This window comes from Ferruginibacter paludis, assembly GCF_030409685.1.
Taxonomy (GTDB): Bacteria; Bacteroidota; Bacteroidia; order Chitinophagales; family Chitinophagaceae; genus Ferruginibacter; species Ferruginibacter paludis.
The window spans coordinates 68,139-88,976 of record NZ_JAUFQJ010000023.1 but is presented as its reverse complement, the minus strand read 5'-3'; the positions used below and the strand labels follow the sequence as shown (position 1 = coordinate 88,976).

Here is a 20,838-nt window from a genome sequence, read left to right as displayed (position 1 = left end):
GGCGTTTGTTTCCTGGTTTAGCTTCAATGGCGTCGGACGTTTTAAAATTTGTATTTCAATTTAGCTTTCATCTAAGCGGTAAGCGTTCTATATTTGCGCAATGAATTACCAGCAAACAATTGATTATCTATTTGCTCAATTACCTATGTACAGCCGCATTGGTGCGGCGGCCTATAAAGAAGATCTGCATAACAGTATTGCCCTGTGCAATGCACTCGATAATCCGCAGACCAAATTTAAAAGCGTACACATTGCTGGTACCAATGGCAAAGGCAGTACCAGTCATATGATGGCGGCCATGCTGCAGCAGGCAGGTTATAAAACCGGCCTTTATACTTCACCACATTTAAAAGATTTCAGGGAACGTATAAAGATCAACGGGGAAATGATTGAGGAAGACTTTGTAGTTGATTTTGTTGCAAGAACCCGGCAAATTTCACAGCAGATTGAACCCTCTTTTTTTGAACTCACCATGGCAATGGCTTTCGATTATTTTGCGCAGCAAAAAGTAGATATTGCCATCATAGAAACCGGCCTCGGCGGCCGGCTGGATAGCACCAATATTATCACACCCATCCTGTCCATCATTACCAATATCGGTTATGATCATATGAATATATTGGGCGATACGCTTGAAAAAATTGGGGCTGAAAAGGCAGGCATAATCAAGCCAAACATTCCGGTAGTAATCGGCGAATGGATCCCGGAAACAAAAGCCATTTTTGACAATAAAGCCGCCCAATGCAATGCGCCCATTTATTTTGCACAGGATAAATATAATGTAGGTGATATAACAGTAACTGCACAAACATTGCAATGCACAGTTACCGATATTACCAACGATGTAAAAGAAAATTTTACACTTGACCTGAATGGCATTTATCAATCGAAAAACCTGTGCACGGTTTTGTGCGCCGAAGGCATTTTAACAACACTTGGATTTACGATAGCCGATGCGGCAGAAAAATACGCATTGGCCAATACAAAGTTAATTACCGGCTTGCATGGCCGCTGGGATGTAATAGGCCAAAACCCAATGCTGGTGCTGGATGTGGCCCACAACCAAGACGGGATAAAGCAAGTGCTGGAGCAAATAAAATGGATTGGTAAAAATGATACTTCGGTAAAGCGAACCATTCATTTTATTATGGGGATGGTGAAAGATAAAGAGGTTAGTAAAGTGTTATCGTTGTTGCCTTCAAACGCCCGTTATTATTTTACCAATGCACATATCCCAAGAGCATTGCCGGCTGCGGAACTGCAGGCGAAAGCTTCGACTGCTGGTTTAACAGGTAATTGTTTTGATGATGTAAATGATGCCATACACAGTGCAAAAAATGCTGCAGGTAAAGATGATGTTATTATCGTTTGCGGAAGTGTGTTTTTGGTTGGAGAAGTAAAATAATTTGCTTCAAAACTAACAACTTCGTTAAACTGATATACTGCAATTTGGAAAGCAATGCTGCCTGGAAATATGCAGTAAAAGAGTGCGACGCCAATTCCGTTCTACAAAGCTCCCGGGCAAAAATACTTTCAAATGGCTACTAAAAAAATGTCCTTGTGCCCGAAAAATTTTCCCTGAATTCTTTTGGTGTACAGTTTTTTTTCTTTTTAAATAAACGATTAAAATTGGAGATATTATTAAAACCGCAACTGTAACTTACTTCGGCGATAGAGTTGGTGGTGTCGATCAAAATACGGCTGGCATGGCCCAGCCTGATTTCATTTAAGCTGTCGATAAACGTAATGCCAGTGCGCTTTTTTATAAACCGGCTGAAGGAAACATCCGTCATATTTACCAGTCTCGCAATATCGCCGAGCGTGATTGGTTTGTCGTAATTTTTATTCATGTACTCAAAAGCCTTTTCAATGCGGCGGCTGTTGAAGTTAAACTGAAACTCGTTATTGAATGTGGCTTCCGACAGGGTTCTGATATTACGCGAGGTGGAAAGATCATGCAGGATGTTAATCAGCGACATCACAGAATCAAAACCACTTTTTTGGTGCAGCGAAACTATCCGGGGCGCAATGGCATTCGCTGTTTCTTTGGAAAATAAAATGCCTTTGGCCGATTGATCAAACAGTTTACGGATGAAACTTAACTGGTTGCGGCGAAGGAATTTTTCGTCAAAAAGATCTTTGTGAAACTGTATGGTCACTTCCTTTATGTCGGTGCTTTCGCACTGGGCAGTAAACCAGGCGTGCGATAAGTTAGGGCCAACCAATACCAGCTCAACGTCGTCAATCAGCTCAATGTGATCACCCACGATCCGTTTGGCACCCTTCGCGTTGATGATGAGGTTCAGTTCAAATTCCTCGTGATAGTGAAGTGGAAAATTAAACTCTTTTTTTACCCTGCTAAAAATAGTGAAGCAGTCATTTTGCGTTAAAGGTGTAATTTCTCTAACTATATTTTTATGCATTTTTTATATGACAACTTTAATGGAAAATCGTTTACAGCTAAGTGAAAATACAAAATAATAACTAAAATAGTACCAGCGCTTTTTTTGCCAAATCAACCCAATTTATACCAATAAAACTATTTTAAAAGAGGAAAGACTTTGTCGTAAAAGTTTACCTCAAATCAAATTAAATCAATGATAAGATAAGATAGTATTAGCAAACAGGCAAGTATTCTCATTAATTTTGTTGCCATCGGTATTCAACCCATTTACAAAAATTTATCCCGGCATTTTTAATGGACTTGTTATCTTTTACTTATCACCTGCTAAAATCGTCGTTTTGAAAAAAGGTATTGTTTGTTTTTGTTTAGCTGGCGCAGTGTTGTTAAGGTTATCAGTGTTTGCCCAAACAGCAGATAAGCAGGCAACCAAAGAAGCAAAACTGTTGTTTGTCAATTTACAAAAGCAAAAAAACAACGGCATTATGTTTGGCCACCAGGATGACCTGGCATATGGTGTAGGATGGAAATACCAGCCAGGCCGTAGCGATGTAAAGGAAAGTTCAGGACAATACCCTGCAGTGTACGGATGGGAACTCGGAAGGCTTGAATTGGATGCACCCGTAAATTTAGATGGGGTGCCATTTGAGAAAATGAAAGGGTACATAAAAGAGGCCTATAAAAAGGGTAGTGTAATAACCATCAGCTGGCATGTAAACAATCCATTAACCGGTAAAACGGCCTGGGATCCTGCACCCGGCACTGTTGCAGCCATTTTACCTGGTGGCGAAAAAAATGAATTGTATACAACATGGCTGGATAAAGTAGCCGCTTTTATGCTGGATTTGAAAGGGCCAAAAGGAGAATTAATTCCCGTGATATTTCGCCCGTTTCACGAACTGAATGGCAGCTGGTTTTGGTGGGGTAAAAGCCATTGTACGCCGGATCAACTGAAACAATTGTACCGTTTTACAGAGACCTATTTACGCGATAAAAAAAATGTACACAACCTGCTGTACGCTTATAATACAGACCGTTTTGCAACGGAAGAGGAATACCTTGAACGATACCCGGGGGACGATTTTGTTGACGTGATCGGCTTTGATATTTATCAGAAAGGTGACATTGTAGCGAATGACCGGTTTATTGCTGAAACAGGCAGGAGTTTGACTATGCTTGAAAAAATAGCGGCCGCCAAAACTAAAATTCCGGCGCTTACTGAGTTTGGATACAATGCCGTTCCCGATGCAACATGGTGGACGAATGTTTTTGCCAGGGCAACGAAAAATCATGCCATCGCCTATGCATTGGCCTGGAGAAATGCTGGACAAAAGTCAGCGGAGGAAACAGAGTTTTATGTGCCTTACAAAGGCCAGTTATCGGCCACTGATTTTAAACGGTTGGCTTTGATGAACCAGTTCATTTTTGAAAACAAGGCGAGAAAGAACAAACTATATCAACAGTAGCAACCCCGGTTTCATTGAATAAATCATTTACTCATTATAAACAATTCAACCATATTTCGCAACCTGATATTGTTCAATAAAGCCATATGCACCGCCAATTTAATACCAGACTACAACAGTTATTGCAGGCCCACCAACTGTTGCTAACAAAACCTAACACAAAACTTACAGGGGGCAACGGGGTATTCGATCGCTACGAAAATACAATACTCTCTGCAGCCCATACACCTGTTTTTTGGCGGTACGATTTAAATGCAACTACTAATCCTTACCTGATGGAACGCTTTGGTATTAACGCCACTTTTAACGCCGGTGCCATCAAATGGAACGGGAAATATGTATTGATAGCAAGAGTAGAAGGTGCGGACAGGAAATCATTTTTTGCGGTTGCAGAAAGCGCCAATGGCATTGATAATTTTACGTTTTGGGAATATCCTGTTAATATGCCGGAAACGGCCGTGCCGGATACAAACATTTATGATATGCGCCTTATTGCACATGAAGACGGCTGGATTTATGGTCTCTTTTGTACAGAAAGAAAGGATCCCAACGCTGCACCCGGTGATCAGTCTGCGGCTATTGCACAATGCGGCATTGCCCGTACAAAAGACCTCCTGAAATGGGACCGTTTGCCCGATCTGATAACACCTTCTGCGCAGCAAAGAAATGTAGTGTTGCATCCTGAATTTGTGCAGGGGCAATACGCCTTTTACACAAGACCACAGGATAGTTTTATTGAGGCAGGTGAGGGTGGTGGTATAGGTTTTGGCCTGGCACCGGATATCACCAATGCTGTAATCAAAAAAGAAACGGTGATCGATCCCCGGGTATACCATTCAATTTTTGAAATGAAAAACGGGCTTGGACCGGCGCCGATTAAAACCAGCAGCGGCTGGCTGCACCTGGCGCATGGTGTACGCAATACCGCAGCCGGACTGCGTTACACGTTGTACATGTTTATGACCGACTTACATGATATCACCAAAGTAATCTACAAACCGGGCGGTTATTTTTTAGCGCCGGAAGGCGATGAGCGCACAGGTGATGTGAGCAATGTAGTGTTCAGCAATGGCTGGATTGCAGACGAAAACGGAACTGTTTTTATATACTATGCTTCTTCAGACAGCAGGATGCATGTGGCCACATCTACTGTTGAACAGCTGGTGGATTATGTTACCCATACATCGCCGGATGGCTGGTGTTCAGCAGCCTCGGTAAGTCTGATCAATAAGATTATTGACGCCAATAAAGCTGTTAAATCAGATGGTAAACTGCATTTGCAAGTTGCGGAATAATTTTTTAGTAAAGGCAGTTGCAGGTGTTCAGCAATGCTGCTTCAGTAAATAATTTTGTGTTGCTGACATTTCTTCTAAAATACATTTCATACGATGATGACCCACTTGCTGCAACGATACAGCAGCGAACTGCAAAAGGAATTAAGTGAGATTTTAAAGTATTGGATGCAATACACTCCGGATGAAAAGTATGGCGGCTTTTATGGAAAAATTGATCATGCCAATACCATAGATGAAACAGCACCCAGGGGCGCTGTATTAAATGCGAGAATTTTATGGTCATTCGCTGCTGCATACAATTGTACAGGCAATGTGCAATACCTCCCGCTGGCACACCGTGCGTATAAATACATCAATCAATATTTTATTGATACAGCAGCAGGCGGTACTTTTTGGTCTGTCAATTTTAAAGGCGAACCGGCTGATACAAAAAAGCAGGTGTATGCCATTGCTTTTTTATTATATGCTTACAGTGAATATTACCAAAGTACGCAACTGGAAGATGCTAAAAGAAGGGCCATAGGGCTGTATCATCTAATAGAGCAGTATAGTTTTGATAGCCATCAAACCGGTTACCTGGAAGCCTTTACCCGTGACTGGCAACCAATTGGTGACTTGCGTTTGAGCAGCAAGGATGCCAACGAAAAAAAGACCATGAATACGCACCTGCATATATTGGAAGCGTATACCAATTTATACCGCATCTGGCCAGATGAAAAACTACACCGCAGCATTGTACTATTGATTAATAATTTCACAAGTCACATTATTGATAAAAATACCTGGCACCTCAATTTATTTTTTAATGAAACCTGGCAGGTAAAGAGTCATATTATTTCTTACGGACATGATATTGAAGCCGCCTGGTTATTACTGGAAGCTGCGGCAGTAACAGGAGATGCATCATTGATAGAAGATTTAAAAGAAATCGCTGTTAACTTAGCCAATGCGGCCATTGAGGGCCTTGATACAGATGGAGGAATGTGGTATGAAAAAGACGGCGATCACCTGGTAAAGCAAAAGCATTGGTGGCCGCAGGCAGAAGCGATGATTGGTTTTTACAACACCTGGCAGATTACCGGAAACCAGCAGTATTTACAGCACTCTGTTGACAGCTGGGAGTTTATAAAAAAGTCAATTAAGGCGACAAATGGCGAATGGATTTGGGGGTTGGATGAGCACAATCAGCCGATGCAGCAAGAGGATAAAGTAGGTTTATGGAAATGCCCGTATCATAACAGCCGGGCCTGCATGGAATTGTTTAAAAGAATAAATACGGACCTGTAATTTTGTGATGAATATCGTCAGCTGTTTATGATAAAAGATTACTTTTAAAGGCAGTTGCGGGGGATTAGAATTGTATTCGCTAAAACTTGTTAGCTGCAGCCTTAAATCTGGGAAATGAAAATAATATTCTTCGGTGATTCTATAACAAAAGCAGGTACACTGAACAAAGGCTATATTGACCTGTTGCAAAATAAAATTAATAAAGGCGGGAATGCGGTTGAATTGATTGGTGCTGGAATCAACGGTAACAAAGTCTACGATTTGTATCTTCGGCTTGAGGCTGATGTAATTGATTTCAATCCGGATATTGTCGTTATTTATGTTGGGATCAACGATGTGTGGCATAAGATGGCAGGTGTAGGAACAGAGATTGAAAAATTTGAGGAATTTTACCGGGCCATTATAAAAAAATTGCAGTCAAAAAACATCCGTGTTGTCCTTTGTACAACTTCGGTGATTGGGGAAAAGCCGAAAAAAAATACCCAGGATGCAGACCTGGATGCATATTCAGCAGTAGTGACCAATTTGGCAAAACAACTTAAGTGTCCGCTGGTAGATTTGCGTTCTGCTTTTAAAAATTATGAGCGATCATATAATTCAAAAAACAAAACCGCTGGGATATTAACGACTGACGGCGTGCATTTAAATGATAAAGGCAATCAGCTGGTGGCGGAGGAGATGTTTAAAATTTTGATGCCAGTGGGTTTGGGTTAATGAAAAACCAAGTAAAAAATCAAAATTAAAAATTCAGGTATCACGAATAGAAGGAGATAACAAACTAATAAAGCAGCTTCGTCTCGAAAGACATCAGACATCAAAAAATCAGACATCAAATTATGAAACGACTATCCATTGCAATTATCTTTTTAATCAGCATTACCCGCGTTGTTGCGCAGCCTGTCAAAATACACGGCCAGTTAAAAGTAGAAGGCACGCAACTGGTAGATCAAAACAACCAGCCGGTAGTATTGAACGGCATGAGTTTTGGCTGGAGCTGTTTTCATCCGCGGTTTTATACCGCTTCTGCTGTAAGGTGGTTATACAAAGACTGGAAGTGCAGTGTAGTACGTGCAGCACTGGGTGTTGAGCCTGATAAGGGTTATTTGAAGGATTCAGCCACTCAAAAAAAACTGATTAAGACAGTGGTTGACCAGGCAATCATTGATGGTGTATATGTTATCATCGACTGGCACAGCCATAACATCAATCAAAAGGAAGCCAATGAATTTTTTAAAGAAATGGCAACCACTTACGGCAAGTATCCCAACATTATTTATGAACTGTTCAACGAGCCCGACTATGAAACATGGCCGGAGGTAAAAAAATATTCCACCGAATTGATTACTGCCATACGTGCCATTGACAGCAACAATGTTATTTTGGTTGGCAGTCCGCATTGGGATCAGGACGTTAATCTGCCTGCAGAGGACCCTATCGCAGGCTTCAAAAACCTGATGTATTCATTGCATTTTTATGCAGGTACGCACAAGCAAATTTTACGCGATAAGGCAGATGCGGCAATTGCAAAAGGCCTGCCCATTTTTGTTTCAGAATCAGCAGGCATGCAGGCTACAGGCAATGGCCCGATTGATTATGATGAATGGAATAAATGGATCAAATGGATGGATGCAAGAAAATTAAGCTGGATCACCTGGTCAGTTTCGGATAAAGATGAAACCTGTTCAGTACTCAATAAAAGTGCATCTGATTTTGGCAACTGGAAAACAGATGACCTCAAAGAGTCGGGCATTAAAACACGGGAGTTGTTGCGAAGCAAGGCAGGGAAAAAATAACACCCAACAGAGGTGAGCCACCATTTTTTGGATGGCCCGCCTGGTGAAGCCCAAGGGTCAATAATGTATGATGTACAAGAGTGCGACGCCGATGATGTACCACAAAGCTTCTTAGCCCGGCCAAAAAAATAGCTTAAATTTTATACTTCTATTATGAGACGGTTCTAAACATTCACAATCAATACGGGTATTTTTAATTCGTGCCGGACTGTATTGACCGTTTCGCCATAAATAAAATCTTTTAAACCGGTATGGCCGTGAGCTCCCACAACCAGCATATCCGCATTGATGTCTTTTACAATCCGTACAATTTCTTTGGACCGGTTTCTAAAACCTAGATAACCTTCCGCAGTGTGGCCCAGGTTTTTTAAATAGTCCACATAAAAATCCATTCGTTCCTGATCCTTGCGTGTTTCGTAGTCATCACTTTCTTTACCCAACAGTTTTGCCGAGGCGCTTTCAACAATATGCACCAGCACATACCTGGTTTGTTGCTTTCCCTGGCCCAAAGCAAAGGCAAGTAGTTTTTCATCGTTTTCACTAAAATCAAGAGCGATGGCGATGCGGCTAAATTGAGGTATAACCAGTTCTTTAATCGTATTGATATCAGCATGCATTTGTATGGATGCTTTCTTTTTTCTTTTATCAAGCCAGGGGAAAATGATAATGTACAGCAATAGAAAAGTGAACAATAAGCCAGCAAGCGAAAGGGCTGATTTAGCAATTAAACTGCCGGTTAAAAAAACGCCGGAAGCCTCGTTGATAATCATTTTTAAATTTAAAAAAACCAGTATCGCAGCGATGGCCCATGCAGCAATTTTTGTAATGGTATTGATAGAAAAATTACCCATTGTTTTTTTATCACTCACAAAATGAATCAACGGAATAATGGCAAAGCCTAATTGAATGCTTAAAATAACCTGGCTGAAAATGAGTAGTCCATCAGCATTGTCTTCGCCATAAATAATAATGACCAGCAGGGCTGGTATAATGGCCAGCAGCCGGGTAATCAAACGGCGTACCCAGGGATTGACCCTTAGGCTTAAATAGCCTTCCATAATAATCTGGCCGGCAAGGGTACCGGTAACTGTACTGCTTTGGCCGGCGGCGATGAGGGCGATGGCAAATATTTTGGGTGCCAGGTTGCCTAAAAAACCTGGCAGTAAGCGATGGGCTTCTTTTATTTCTGCCACGTGCGAATTGCCTGTTTTAAAAAACACGGTGGCCGCCAAAACAAGTATAGCAGCATTTACAAAAAATGCAAGGTTTAATGCAATGGTGGTATCGATGCGGTTAAATTTAAGCGCTTGTTTTATGCCTGCATCTGTGCGGTCAATTTTTCTGGTTTGTACCAATGCAGAGTGCAGGTATAAATTATGCGGCATTACCGTAGCACCGATGATACCAATTGCAATATAAAGTGCTTCGTCTGACAGGGTATGTGGTATAAAACCAAGCGCTACTTCTCCCAGGTCAGGCTTTGCAAAAATAATTTCAATCAAAAAAGAGATGGCTACTATTGCCACCAGCGTAATGATAAATGCCTCCATCTTCCGCATGCCGAGGCGTTGTAAAAATAGCAGGAGGAACGTATCCAGTACAGTAATAGATACACCCCATACAAGCGGCAAACCGGTCAACAGTTGTATACCGATGGCCATACCAAGCACCTCTGCAAGGTCGCAGGCGGCGATGGCAATTTCTGCAAAAATGTATAGAATAAAATTAACCGCTTTCGGATAAGCTTCCCTGTTAGCCTGTGCCAGGTCGCGGCCGCGAACAATGCCCAACCTTGCAGAAAGGCCCTGTAACAGGAGGGCCATCAGGTTACTCATCAATAATACCCAGATCAGCGTATAACCAAACTTACTGCCACCTGCAAGATCGGTAGCCCAGTTGCCGGGGTCCATATAGCCGACACTGATAAGGTAGGCCGGCCCGAGGAAAGACAGGATTTTGCGGAAGCCTGTCTTTTTACCGGTAGTGGTATCAATACTTTGGTGCACTTCGCTGAGGGAAGTGTCTGTGTGAGAAAAATTAGTCATGGTGCACAAATATGTTTTTGGCCACCTGCTCGCTGATGACGCAGGGGTTTTGCTGAACAACTTTAATTTCTACCGAGCCATCAAAGGTGAAATGTTTGTTTACTTTTAAACTGGTGCCGATGCCGATATGGTAGTGCTTCAGCATTTCCAGCATTTCAGGGCTTTGGTTGCTTACGGAACTTACTACTACATTTTTTTTTACCGCAATATCTGCCAGGCTCAATTGCTTTATCACCGTGATTTTGCCATTGGTATCCGGTATCGGGTCGCCATGCGGATCTGTTTGCGGAAAGTTTAAAAAGGCATCCAGCTTTTTGATCAGTTCCATGCTGCTTACATGTTCCAGTTCTTCGGCAATGGCATGTACTTTATCCCATTCAAAACCCAGTTTGTTCACCAGGAAAAATTCCCACAATCGGTGCCGGCGTACAATACCAAGGGCTATTTTGTTGCCCGTAGCATTCAGTTTAAAGCCCCGGTATTTTTCGTATTCCACCAGTTGTTTGGTTTGCAGCTTCTTCAGCATGTCCGTAACGGAAGCCGGTTTGGTACGCAATTCATTGGCCAGCGAATTGGTGGTTACAGTAGCCGTTTGCTGCTGCAGGTGATAAATGCTTTTGATATAGTTTTCTTCTGAAACAGAAAAATTCATAGAGGCTAAATTTAAATTTAGGTAAATCTAAAAAAAATGAATGGCATTTCCAACAATTTTAAATTCGGCGGGATTACCCGGTTTTGTATCTTGTAATTCAATTTTTAAAATATGCGGAAACAAATTGGTTCAGGTTCGCCCTGGGAAGACATTGTTGGCTATTCAAGGGCAGTTAAAGTTGGTAATATCATCGAGGTAGCAGGTACAACTGCCATGGACGGCGATACACTCGTGGGCGAAGGCGATGTATATGCGCAAACAGTATTTATTTTTCAAAAGATAGAACAAGCTTTGCAGGATCTTGGCAGTTCATTAAACGATGTAGTGCGTACCCGGATGTTTGTAACCAATATAAATGACTGGGAATTGATAGGTAGAGCGCACGGAGAATTTTTTGCCGCTATAAAACCAGTGGCAACGATGGTTGAAGTAAAAGCATTGATCAATAGTGATCTGCTGATAGAAATTGAAGTAACTGCCATAATTCCATAACCGTGGCTACCGGTGCCACATGCACGACACAAAAGTTGATTTTGTTTTACGTAAGACATGGTTACATTTTAATCGCGGGCCATTGAGTTGATATGAGTGTTTCCTCTTTTCATTTCAAAACGTTCTGCCGGTTAAGTTATCCACGGCATGCTATGATTGTCTAGCCTGACTATTCGCACTGGTATCGACGGCGATTGACTGCAAACGTTTCCGGTGGCATGAAACATAACAGGAGTAGCCGTTCTGTGCAATTCTAACATTATAAAAGTATTGTGTAGACTGTATTTTACGCCGCTGTAGTTTTATTTTTAAGGCAGCGGATATATGTATTTTGTACACAATATTTGTTTCGCAACGGGCGTTTTTCTGGAAATATCCAATTATCTTGCGGTCCTAAAAATTTTACCTGTTATTATGAGTTTTAATAATTACAAAGTCCCTTATCCAGTCGACGACAATTACAGCAAAAGAATCGCTTACTTTTCCATGGAGTTTGCAGTGCATCAGCCCTTAAAAATTTACAGCGGCGGCCTTGGGTTTTTATCCGGCTCTCATATGCGCAGTGCATATGAATTAAAACAGAATTTGGTCGGCATAGGTATTTTATGGAAATATGGCTACTACGACCAGGCCCGTAATGCTGACCAGACATTGCAGGTGCAATGGAATGAAAAGATCTACAATTTTTTAGAAGATACCGGCATCAAGTTTCAGATTAACATTCACGATCACCCGGTTTGGGTAAAAGTATGGTACCTGAATCCGGAGACATTTAAGAGTGCGCCAATGTTTTTATTGAGCACCGACTTACCAGAGAATGATTATGTTAGCCAAACCATTACCCATCGTTTGTATGACGGTAATGTGGCCACCAAGGTAGCCCAGTTTATCTTACTGGGTGTTGGAGGTGCCAAGCTGATGGATGAAATCAATTTCAATCCTGAACTGTATCATTTAAATGAAGCCCATGCTATCAGTGCCGCTTTTTACCTGTATAGAAAATTTGGCAACTTGGAAGATGTGCGCAAGCGACTTGTATTTACAACCCATACGCCTGAAGAAGCGGGCAATGAAAAGCATGATATATTTCTTTGCCAGAAAATGAGTTATTTCTGCGGCATGCCTTTAGAAGAAGTACGAAGGCTAACCGGCATTAAAGACGACCAGTTTAATCATTCACTCGCTGCATTGCGATTTGCGAAACTGGCCAATGGTGTATCACAGCTGCATGGCGAAGTAAGTCGTAAAATGTGGGGTAAGTATGAAGGTATTTGCGAAATTAAGGCTATAACCAATGCACAAAACTGGACTTACTGGGCAGACAAACAAATGTATAAAGCCAAATCCGAAGGCAACGATGTTTGGTTTGATGACCGTAAACGGTTTTTGAAAAAAAGAGCCATGGATATTGTGGCAGATCAAACGGGCAAGCTAATGGACCCGGATGTACTGACTATTGTTTGGGCCCGCCGCTTTGCAGGTTACAAAAGAGCCGAATTATTAACACGTGATCATAAACGCTTTGAAGCTTTATTAAAAAATACCAAACATCCGGTGCAGATTATCTGGGCTGGTAAACCATACCCGCTGGATTATCCTGCCATAAACGATTTTAACCACCTGGTACATTTAAGCAAGCAATATAAAAATGTGGCTGTTTGTGTGGGTTATGAATTGGCTTTAAGTAAAAGGTTAAAACAGGCGGCAGATGTTTGGCTAAACAACCCCAGGGTGCCGAGGGAAGCCAGCGGTACAAGCGGCATGACGGCTGCTATGAACGGGGCGGTAAATTTTAGTACCAACGACGGCTGGATTTGCGAATTTATTCACAACGGCAACAATGGTTTTGTGGTGCCCCCGATTGATTATGAAAATATTCATGTGCAGGAGCAGGACGAATATGATCTGAACCAATTGTACGATATACTTGAAAATCAGATTCTTCCTTTGTACTACGATCAGAAAGATACCTGGAGAGACATTGTAAAGAATGGCATGAATGACGTACAAGTGCAATTTGACAGTAACCGTATGGCAGATGAGTATTATAAGATTCTGTATAAATAAGCACGTAAAAATGATTCAAAAGCCTCTGCAAAGAGGCTTTTTTTGTGCTCACGGCGAACCTTTTAGGGTTTAAATCCGTTAATTTGCGTATGTATAAATCGGGGCTGCTATATTGCTGGATTTTATATGCACTCTTATCGTGTACCAAACCGCAGCACATGCAACAATGGAAAGGCGAAGTAAAACCGGATACCCTCGTTGCCACAGTACCCGTCGTAGTAAATGATTCCTCCCAGGTTTCATTTCTTGCACTGGGCGATTCATATACTATCGGTCAATCTGTTAACGCCGCCGACCGTTTCCCCGTTCAAACGGCAAAATTGCTAAATCAGGAAAAAATAGAATGTACACAACCTGATATAATCGCTGTATCAGGCTGGACTACAGGAAATTTACTGGGTTTTCTTGCTGAAACAGATCCACCGAGGCCTGTGTATGATATCGTGACCTTGTTGATTGGTGTGAATAACCAATACCAAAACCGGCCTAAAGATGAGTATGGAAGGGAATTTTTACTACTGCTAAACCGGGCCATACAATATGCAGGCAATCGTAAAAACAGGGTAATCGTGTTGTCCATTCCTGATTATAGCGTTACGCCTTTTGCAAGCCGTAGTGATACTGCGCTCATCGCAAAAGAAATAGATGAATTTAATGCGGTGAACAGAAGTATCGCCCAGCAGGCTGGCGTTCAATACGTGGATGTTACCGGCTTTACAAGGCTGGCTGCAAATGATCCATCACTTATTGCAGCGGATGGGCTGCACCCTTCCGGCGCTGAATATACTGTTTGGGCACAGGCATTGGTACCGGTCATAAAAGCGGCGCTACAATAAATGATGCTGTTGTGTAAACGAAGTTACCGCTCATCCCTGTTCCGCTTTTACGGATGTATAGTTTGTACAATCTTTACATCCGTAATAACTAAACAATGAAACCCGATTCTGATAAGGTAATCTACTTCTTAAAAGATTTTATTCTTAACAACTTCAACACACCTCCGCCCGGATACAAGGCATAAAGCTTAAAGCAAAATGCTTAAGGCGAGAGGCTACCGAACAATTGTTCTTCACGATTTTTTTTGACGGTTTAACCATTGCGGCTTTTTCTTCAAGGCAGGCGCTTACAAATTATTGTACAATAATGAACTGTTGTAAAAGCGTGCGACGCCAATGAAGCTTTACAGCAGCACACATGACTGGCAAAAAATAAACCGTCATTTTAAGCGAATTGAATAGCTTTAGCAATCAAAACTCATTGCCTTGCCTAACACCTGCAATCTGTTCCTTACCACTAATATTTCACTAAAACCTAAACCAACATTAACATGGAAACGCATGAACTCATCAAATGGGGATTGATCATTGGTATCCCTCTACTTGTATTGATTTTATACAAATTTATTCTACGTGTATTTGCAGGCGTTGTAATTGTGCCCGAAGACAGGATTGGTCTCGTAACCAAAAAATTTGTACTGTTTGGCAAACAACAATTACCTGAAGGCCGCATCGTAGCCACTGATGGTGAAGCAGGTTTCCAGGCGCAAACATTACCACCCGGTATGTATTTCGGCAAATGGATATGGCAGTACGATATTACTTTTCAGCCATTCATCATCATTCCAACAGGTCAGCTTGGTTTAATACTGGCTAAGGACGGTGCCGAACTGGAAACAGGCAGCATTTTGGGTCGAAAGGTAAACTGCGACAGCTACCAGGATGCAGTAGCCTTTTTAAAAAACGGTGGCCGCAAAGGAAGGCAGACAGCCATTATAGCGCCCGGTTCCTACCGTATCAACACTTTTTTGTTCAGTGTTGAAATGACGGACATGACCAGCATTCCCGACAATGCTGTGGGCGTTGTTACAACACAAGAAGGTAAACCGCTGGAAGAAGGGCAGATTGCGGGAAAGATCATTGAAGGCCATAATAAATTCCAGGACGTTGATATTTTTATGAACAATGGCGGTTATAAAGGCTTGCAGGAGCAGGTGATACTGGCCGGTACTTATTTTTTAAATCCCTGGTTTACAAAAGTTGAAATGGTGAGCATGACGGAAATTGCCATTGGGCATGTAGGCGTGGTGATCAGTTATGTGGGGGGCGAAGGCGTTGACCTGAGTGGTATAGAATTCAAGCATGGCAACATCGTGGCCAAAGGAAGCAAAGGTGTTTGGGCAGAACCTTTGGGACCCGGAAAATATCCCATCAATCCTTTTATTATGAAAGTTGAACTGGTGCCCACTACCAACCTGGTATTAAACTGGGCCAATGCAAGAAGTGAAAGTCATCAGCTGGATAAACATTTATCTACCATTACCGTACGTAGTAAAGATGGTTTCCCTTTTAACCTGGACGTGTCGCAAATTATACACATACCTACAACAGAGGCGCCCAAGGTAATTGCACGTTTCGGTAACATGAACAACCTGGTGAGCCAGGTGTTGGAACCAACCATTGGCAACTACTTTCGTAACAGTGCACAGGACAGTGATGTAATTGCGTTCTTAGGAACCCGTAAGGAACGCCAGGAATCCGCCAGGATGCACATTGGTAAAGTGCTGGATCAATACAACGTAAACGGTGTGGACACACTGATAGGTGATATCGTTCCTCCCGAAAGTTTAATGAAAACATTAACCGATCGTAAAATAGCGGAAGAACAAAAAGTAACCTACGAAACAGAAATGAAGGCGCAGGAAACACGACAAACGCTGGAAAAAGAAACAGCGATTGCCGACATACAAAAGGAAATTGTAAAAGCCGACCAGGGCGTGTTGATTGCAGAGCGTATTGCAGATGCCTCCGTTAAAAAAGCGACAGGTGAAGCAAACAGTGTTCGTTTACAATCTACCGCAGAAGCGGACAGGTTAAGGTTGTTGGCAAATGGTGATGCAGAAAAAATCCGCGTATTAGCGAAAGCAAATGCTGAGCAGATTGAATTGCTGGCAAAAGCAAACGCTGAACAAATCAGCCTCACCGGTAACGCTGAAGCTGAAAGAATTCTTGCCATTGGTAAATCAAATGCAGAGTCTTACAAGCTTTCAGTGGAAGCGATGGGCGGCAATAATTTTACGCAGTTAAAAGTGATGGAAGCCATCGGTGCACAAAACATAAAAATTATGCCTGACATTTTAATTGGCGGGGGAGGTGATGGCGCCAACGGTCCGATCAGTGGTTTGTTGGGTTTAAAACTGCTGGAAGAAATTGCGAAGAAAAAAGATGCGGAGCAGCAGAATTAAAAAGACATCATAAGCATGTACAATCCTTCTCCATTTTTGGAGAAGGATTTTTTTTGTCAATTGTATACAAGAGGATGAAGTGCTCGGTTAAATAAAATTGTCTATGCACAAATTTTTAAAATTCATGTTTATGTATTTCAATTGAAGACAGCATCTGTTCAAAAACAGATCAGCATGAAAAAGATAAGTCTTGTATTAATTGCTCTTGTATGCATTCATTTTGCAACAGCAAAAAATGGTGGTGGCAATACCGTTAAAGCCGCACTCAATGCAGTAACCGTATACCGCACTGGTGCAGAACTTACCCACCAGGCAAAAGCCCAGCTGGCGGCCGGCAACAACGAACTGGTAATTGAAAATATCAGCAATGCGCTTGACCCTAACAGTATACAGGTAAATTGCGATGGCAATGTAACGGTGATGGGCATTGAGTTTAGCACCGATTATTTAAAAGAAGAAGTGAAAAGTCCTACTGTCCGGCTGCTGGAGGATTCGGTTGAGAAGATCAGCCGCGAACTGGATAAAACCAGGTCTTCCCTTAATATTGTAAATGATTTGATCAGTGTTTTAAAGGCCAATAAAGAAATTAAAGGAACACAAACAGGATTAAGTGTGGCCGAACTGATGAAACTGATGGAGTATTACAAAACAAAATCGGGTGAATTGCAGAATGAACTGGCAGCCTTAAATCAACAGCAGGTAAAGCAGGATAAACAATTAAAAAAGCTGAACGAACAAATCGCCGAAGAGCAAAATAGAAATACCAAATCTGCCGGTAAATTGATTTTGCAATTGAGCTGTGCCATTGCCGGAAAATATGATTTTAATATTTCGTACGTAACGCAAAATGCTTACTGGACGCCATTTTACGATCTTCGTGCAGCAAATATTGCTTCTCCGCTAAAAATAGTTTACCGGGCTAAAATATTTCAAACAACGGGTATCGACTGGAAACAAGTGAAGTTGAGTTTATCTACTTCAACACCAACACAAACAGGCAATGCGCCATTATTTAAAACCTGGTTTTTGAGTTATATCAATCCGGTAAACTTTTATAATAATACGCTTGCCATGGAAAATACCATAACAGGTTTGGCTGGAAGAGTGCCCGGCCTGTCATTAAATGAAGTGGAGGCAACAGGTTTTGCAAGTAAAATTAAAGTAAGAGGGCTTAATAGTATAACATCGGATACTGCACCGTTGTATATTGTAAATGGCAGCGAAATGTCTGCGACCGACTTTAGTAAAATCAATGCAAATGCAGTTAAAAATATTGAAGTATTAAAGGATGCTGCGGCAATTAATTTATATGGTACCCGTGCAAGTAATGGTGTAATAGTAATTACTTTTAAAGACGGTCTGGATGATTACATCACCGTATCTGATAAAGAATTAAATGTAATTTTCGATATTGATTTGCCATACGATGTGCCCACCAACGGTAAGGCGCAAACAGCGGTTTTAAAAGAATATGAAGTGCCCGCAACATACCAGTTTTATGCAGTCCCCAAACTGGATAAGGAAGTTTTTTTACTGGCGCAAATTACTGACTGGGAAAAGCTGAACCTGATGCCGGGTGAAGCTAATATTATTTTTGAAGGCACCTACATCGGCAAGTCCTTTATTGATCCTTCTTCTACACAGGATACGCTGAACCTTACCATGGGCCGGGATAAAAGGGTAGTGGTGAAAAGAGAAAAGTTAATGGACTTTAGCAGCGTGAAATTTTTGGGCGCTAACAAAAAACAAACATTTACGTATGAAATCACAGTGAAAAATAATAAAAAAGAAGCCATTAATATTTTGCTGAAAGATCAATACCCGTTATCTCAAAATAAAGAGATAGAGGTAGAATTGGTTGAAAGCGATGGTGCTGCAGTGAATACCGAAACAGGAGTACTAAACTGGAAACTGCAATTGGCTGCCGGGGAAAGCAAAAAGGTACGCATGAGCTACAGTGTTAAATATCCCAAAGACAAATTATTAAACCTATAACAGGGAGCCTCCAACGGAGGGTTCCTGGAACATTCATCGGCGATAGGTTTCTCCATAAAAAAATGACCCGATTTCGCGGGCATAAAGGCGCTCTGAATTTCCAGAGTGCCTTTTAATTTATTTTTAGATTGGCTGGTACATCAGTCAGGGGTTGTAAGACTTTTCCAATCAGGGTAAGCACCACATATTCGTAAGTTCTAAGAACCCTCCTTTGGAGGGTAATGACGCTGCCTTATTTTAATTTACATTTGTTATCCAAAGAAAAAATTATGAGTGATTATTTTAAGCAGGTAGAAATACGGTGGAGTGATCTGGATCCTAACTTTCATTTACGTCATTCGGCCTATTATGATTTTGGAGCGTATAGCCGCGTTTCGTTTATGAATGAAAATGGCATTACGCCGCAAGTGTTGAGGAATGCACATATTGGTCCGGTTATTTTCAGGGAAGAATGTGTGTTTAGAAAAGAAATAAAATTCGGCGACCAGGTTAAAATCAATCTTAAACTGGCAAAGTCAAATGACGATTTCTCCCGCTGGACAATGGTGCATGAAATATGGAAAAACGAAAACACCCTGAGTGCCGTTATAACGCTTGATGGTGCCTGGATGGATACGGTGCACCGCAAACTAACAGTTCCGCCACAGGCTTTCAAAGATTTGTTCAGCGTTATTTCAAATGATACCGGCGAATAAACCAATGAAATTTGCCCGGTAATTTACTGCGTTTGCGAACTGTAATATGCGAAGCTGCTTTGGCTTTTGCTTTAACCCATTCATCAAATACATGACCGGACAATTTATCCGGAAGCAAAAAAGTATCTTTATTACTAATACTAAATGCTTAACACCACCATCAATTTATACAAAAACGCCTATGCTGGCATTGCCCGCAAAATGTGGCTGCTGGCGCTGGTGATGCTGATCAACCGCAGCGGGACAATGGTGCTGGCCTTTATGACCCTGTATTGCCATCACATCGGCTACACCATGCAGCAGGGCGGATGGGTAGTGGCGATCTATGGAATTGGCTCTTTAGTGGGCGCTTTTGCAGGCGGTAAAATCAGTGATCGGTTTGGATTTTATTACACGCAGTTTTTATCCCTGCTTTGCGGTGGTATATTATTTATTGTGCTTGGGCTGATGCAGTCTTATGCGGCCATTTGTATCTGTACATTTTTTTTAAGTATGGTCAACGAAGCCTTCAGACCTGCCAATGCAACCGCCATCGCTTTTTACAGTGCGCCCGAGAGCCGGACCCAATCATTTTCACTCATAAGACTGGCCATTAATATTGGCTGGGGAATTGGCAGCGCATTGGGTGGTTTGCTGGCGTCCATCAACTACCATTTATTGTTTTGGGTAGATGGTGCAACCAATATCATTGCTGCGTTTTTATTACTGGCTATTCTGCCAAGAATTACCCTGGTGCAGCAAAAGCAGTTGCAGCAATCAAAAGAAAAAAAGGCTGTTGGTACACCCGCGGTATCTCCCTACCAGGATAAACCATTCCTGTTATTTTTATGCCTGCAGGTGTTGTTTGCTGTTTGCTTTTTTCAACTCTTTACAACTGTACCTTTGTATTTTAAAGAAGGCCTGCAGTTGAATGAATTTTTGATCGGCGTTGTGATGGCAATGAACGGGCTGCTGATAGCACTTGTTGAAATGATAATCGTTTTTAAACTGGAGGGCAGAAAGCCTTACCTTGTACTGATGTCGTACGGAACATTGATCATGGCTTTCTCCTTTTTATTGTTGAATATCCCCTTTGCACATGGCTTCATTGTTGCGCTGGTGTTTATGTTTTTTATCACTTTGTCGGAAATGACGGCGATGCCTTTTATGAACAGCTATTATATTGGTCGCAGCAGCGAAGGCAACCGTGGGCAATATGCGGCCTTGTATACCATGGCCTGGAGCCTGGCACAAGTAATAGGCAGCAGCAGCGGAACACAGATAGTGCAGTTGACAGGTTTTTTTACTTTATGGTGCGCAATAGCAGTAATCAGTTTTGTTGGCGCTGCCGGTTATCATTACCTGTACAAACAGAATGTTAATAAAAGATTTTCCGCAACCTAGCGGGGGATTACTGCGTACTTAAAAAA

The 20,838-nt window shown here is 41.8% G+C and carries 16 protein-coding genes; 13 read left to right on the top strand and 3 right to left on the bottom strand.

The window, feature by feature from the left end; translation table 11 throughout:
• The first annotated feature begins 100 nt into the window (after positions 1-100).
• Entirely contained in the window at positions 101-1,405 is a 1,305-nt protein-coding gene (locus tag QWZ08_RS24230; RefSeq protein ID WP_290340202.1) for a bifunctional folylpolyglutamate synthase/dihydrofolate synthase, read from the top strand.
• 139 nt (positions 1,406-1,544) lie between these two features.
• On the opposite strand, the gene QWZ08_RS24225 is transcribed toward QWZ08_RS24230, so the two are convergent.
• Positions 1,545-2,423, bottom strand: a complete 879-nt coding sequence (locus QWZ08_RS24225; RefSeq protein ID WP_290340201.1) for an AraC family transcriptional regulator — start codon at positions 2,421-2,423, stop codon at positions 1,545-1,547.
• A 319-nt stretch (positions 2,424-2,742) separates the two neighbouring features.
• On the opposite strand from QWZ08_RS24225, the gene QWZ08_RS24220 reads away from it, so the two are divergent.
• From QWZ08_RS24220 to QWZ08_RS24200, 5 genes are all read left to right on the top strand, one after another.
• On the top strand, positions 2,743-3,867 hold the full coding sequence (locus QWZ08_RS24220; protein WP_290340200.1) for a glycoside hydrolase family 26 protein: 1,125 nt from the start codon (positions 2,743-2,745) through the stop codon (positions 3,865-3,867).
• 86 nt (positions 3,868-3,953) lie between these two features.
• On the top strand, positions 3,954-5,162 hold the full coding sequence (locus QWZ08_RS24215; protein WP_290340199.1) for a glycoside hydrolase family 130 protein: 1,209 nt from the start codon (positions 3,954-3,956) through the stop codon (positions 5,160-5,162).
• 93 nt (positions 5,163-5,255) lie between these two features.
• The gene (locus tag QWZ08_RS24210; protein ID WP_290340198.1) at positions 5,256-6,449 is read left to right on the top strand and encodes an AGE family epimerase/isomerase; all 1,194 of its coding nucleotides are present in this window, start codon (positions 5,256-5,258) and stop codon (positions 6,447-6,449) included.
• Between the two features lie 114 nt (positions 6,450-6,563).
• Positions 6,564-7,163: an SGNH/GDSL hydrolase family protein gene (locus QWZ08_RS24205; protein WP_290340197.1), complete on the top strand. Its 600-nt coding sequence runs from the start codon at positions 6,564-6,566 to the stop codon at positions 7,161-7,163.
• Between the two features lie 122 nt (positions 7,164-7,285).
• Complete coding sequence (locus QWZ08_RS24200; RefSeq protein ID WP_290340196.1) at positions 7,286-8,242, top strand: glycoside hydrolase family 5 protein; 957 nt, start codon at positions 7,286-7,288, stop codon at positions 8,240-8,242.
• Positions 8,243-8,406: 164 nt separating this feature from the next.
• On the opposite strand, the gene QWZ08_RS24195 is transcribed toward QWZ08_RS24200, so the two are convergent.
• Both QWZ08_RS24195 and QWZ08_RS24190 read right to left on the bottom strand, forming a co-directional pair.
• Positions 8,407-10,287 (bottom strand): Nramp family divalent metal transporter, encoded by a 1,881-nt coding sequence (locus QWZ08_RS24195; protein ID WP_290340195.1) that lies wholly within the window; start codon positions 10,285-10,287, stop codon positions 8,407-8,409.
• On the bottom strand, positions 10,280-10,939 hold the full coding sequence (locus QWZ08_RS24190; RefSeq protein WP_290340194.1) for a metal-dependent transcriptional regulator: 660 nt from the start codon (positions 10,937-10,939) through the stop codon (positions 10,280-10,282). Before QWZ08_RS24190 ends, QWZ08_RS24195 begins: the two co-directional genes overlap by 8 nt.
• A gap of 111 nt (positions 10,940-11,050) precedes the next feature.
• Here QWZ08_RS24190 and QWZ08_RS24185 point away from each other — a divergent pair, with 111 nt between their 5' ends.
• The 7 genes from QWZ08_RS24185 to QWZ08_RS24155 all read left to right on the top strand — a co-directional run bounded on the left by QWZ08_RS24185 (position 11,051) and on the right by QWZ08_RS24155 (position 20,812).
• A complete protein-coding gene (locus QWZ08_RS24185) occupies positions 11,051-11,431 on the top strand; it encodes a RidA family protein (protein WP_290340192.1) in 381 nt (126 codons plus the stop codon).
• 414 nt (positions 11,432-11,845) lie between these two features.
• Positions 11,846-13,498 (top strand): alpha-glucan family phosphorylase, encoded by a 1,653-nt coding sequence (glgP, locus tag QWZ08_RS24180; protein ID WP_290340191.1) that lies wholly within the window; start codon positions 11,846-11,848, stop codon positions 13,496-13,498.
• Between the two features lie 158 nt (positions 13,499-13,656).
• Entirely contained in the window at positions 13,657-14,334 is a 678-nt protein-coding gene (locus tag QWZ08_RS24175; protein WP_290340190.1) for an SGNH/GDSL hydrolase family protein, read from the top strand.
• Positions 14,335-14,825: 491 nt separating this feature from the next.
• Positions 14,826-16,739 carry an SPFH domain-containing protein gene (locus QWZ08_RS24170; RefSeq protein WP_290340189.1) on the top strand — a complete coding sequence of 638 codons (1,914 nt, stop codon included), beginning with the start codon at positions 14,826-14,828 and terminating at the stop codon, positions 16,737-16,739.
• A 174-nt stretch (positions 16,740-16,913) separates the two neighbouring features.
• On the top strand, positions 16,914-18,734 hold the full coding sequence (locus QWZ08_RS24165; RefSeq protein WP_290340188.1) for a DUF4139 domain-containing protein: 1,821 nt from the start codon (positions 16,914-16,916) through the stop codon (positions 18,732-18,734).
• Positions 18,735-19,003: 269 nt separating this feature from the next.
• Positions 19,004-19,429 carry an acyl-CoA thioesterase gene (locus tag QWZ08_RS24160; protein ID WP_290340187.1) on the top strand — a complete coding sequence of 142 codons (426 nt, stop codon included), beginning with the start codon at positions 19,004-19,006 and terminating at the stop codon, positions 19,427-19,429.
• Positions 19,430-19,573: 144 nt separating this feature from the next.
• A complete protein-coding gene (locus QWZ08_RS24155; RefSeq protein ID WP_290340186.1) occupies positions 19,574-20,812 on the top strand; it encodes an MFS transporter in 1,239 nt (412 codons plus the stop codon).
• Positions 20,813-20,838: the final 26 nt, after the last annotated feature.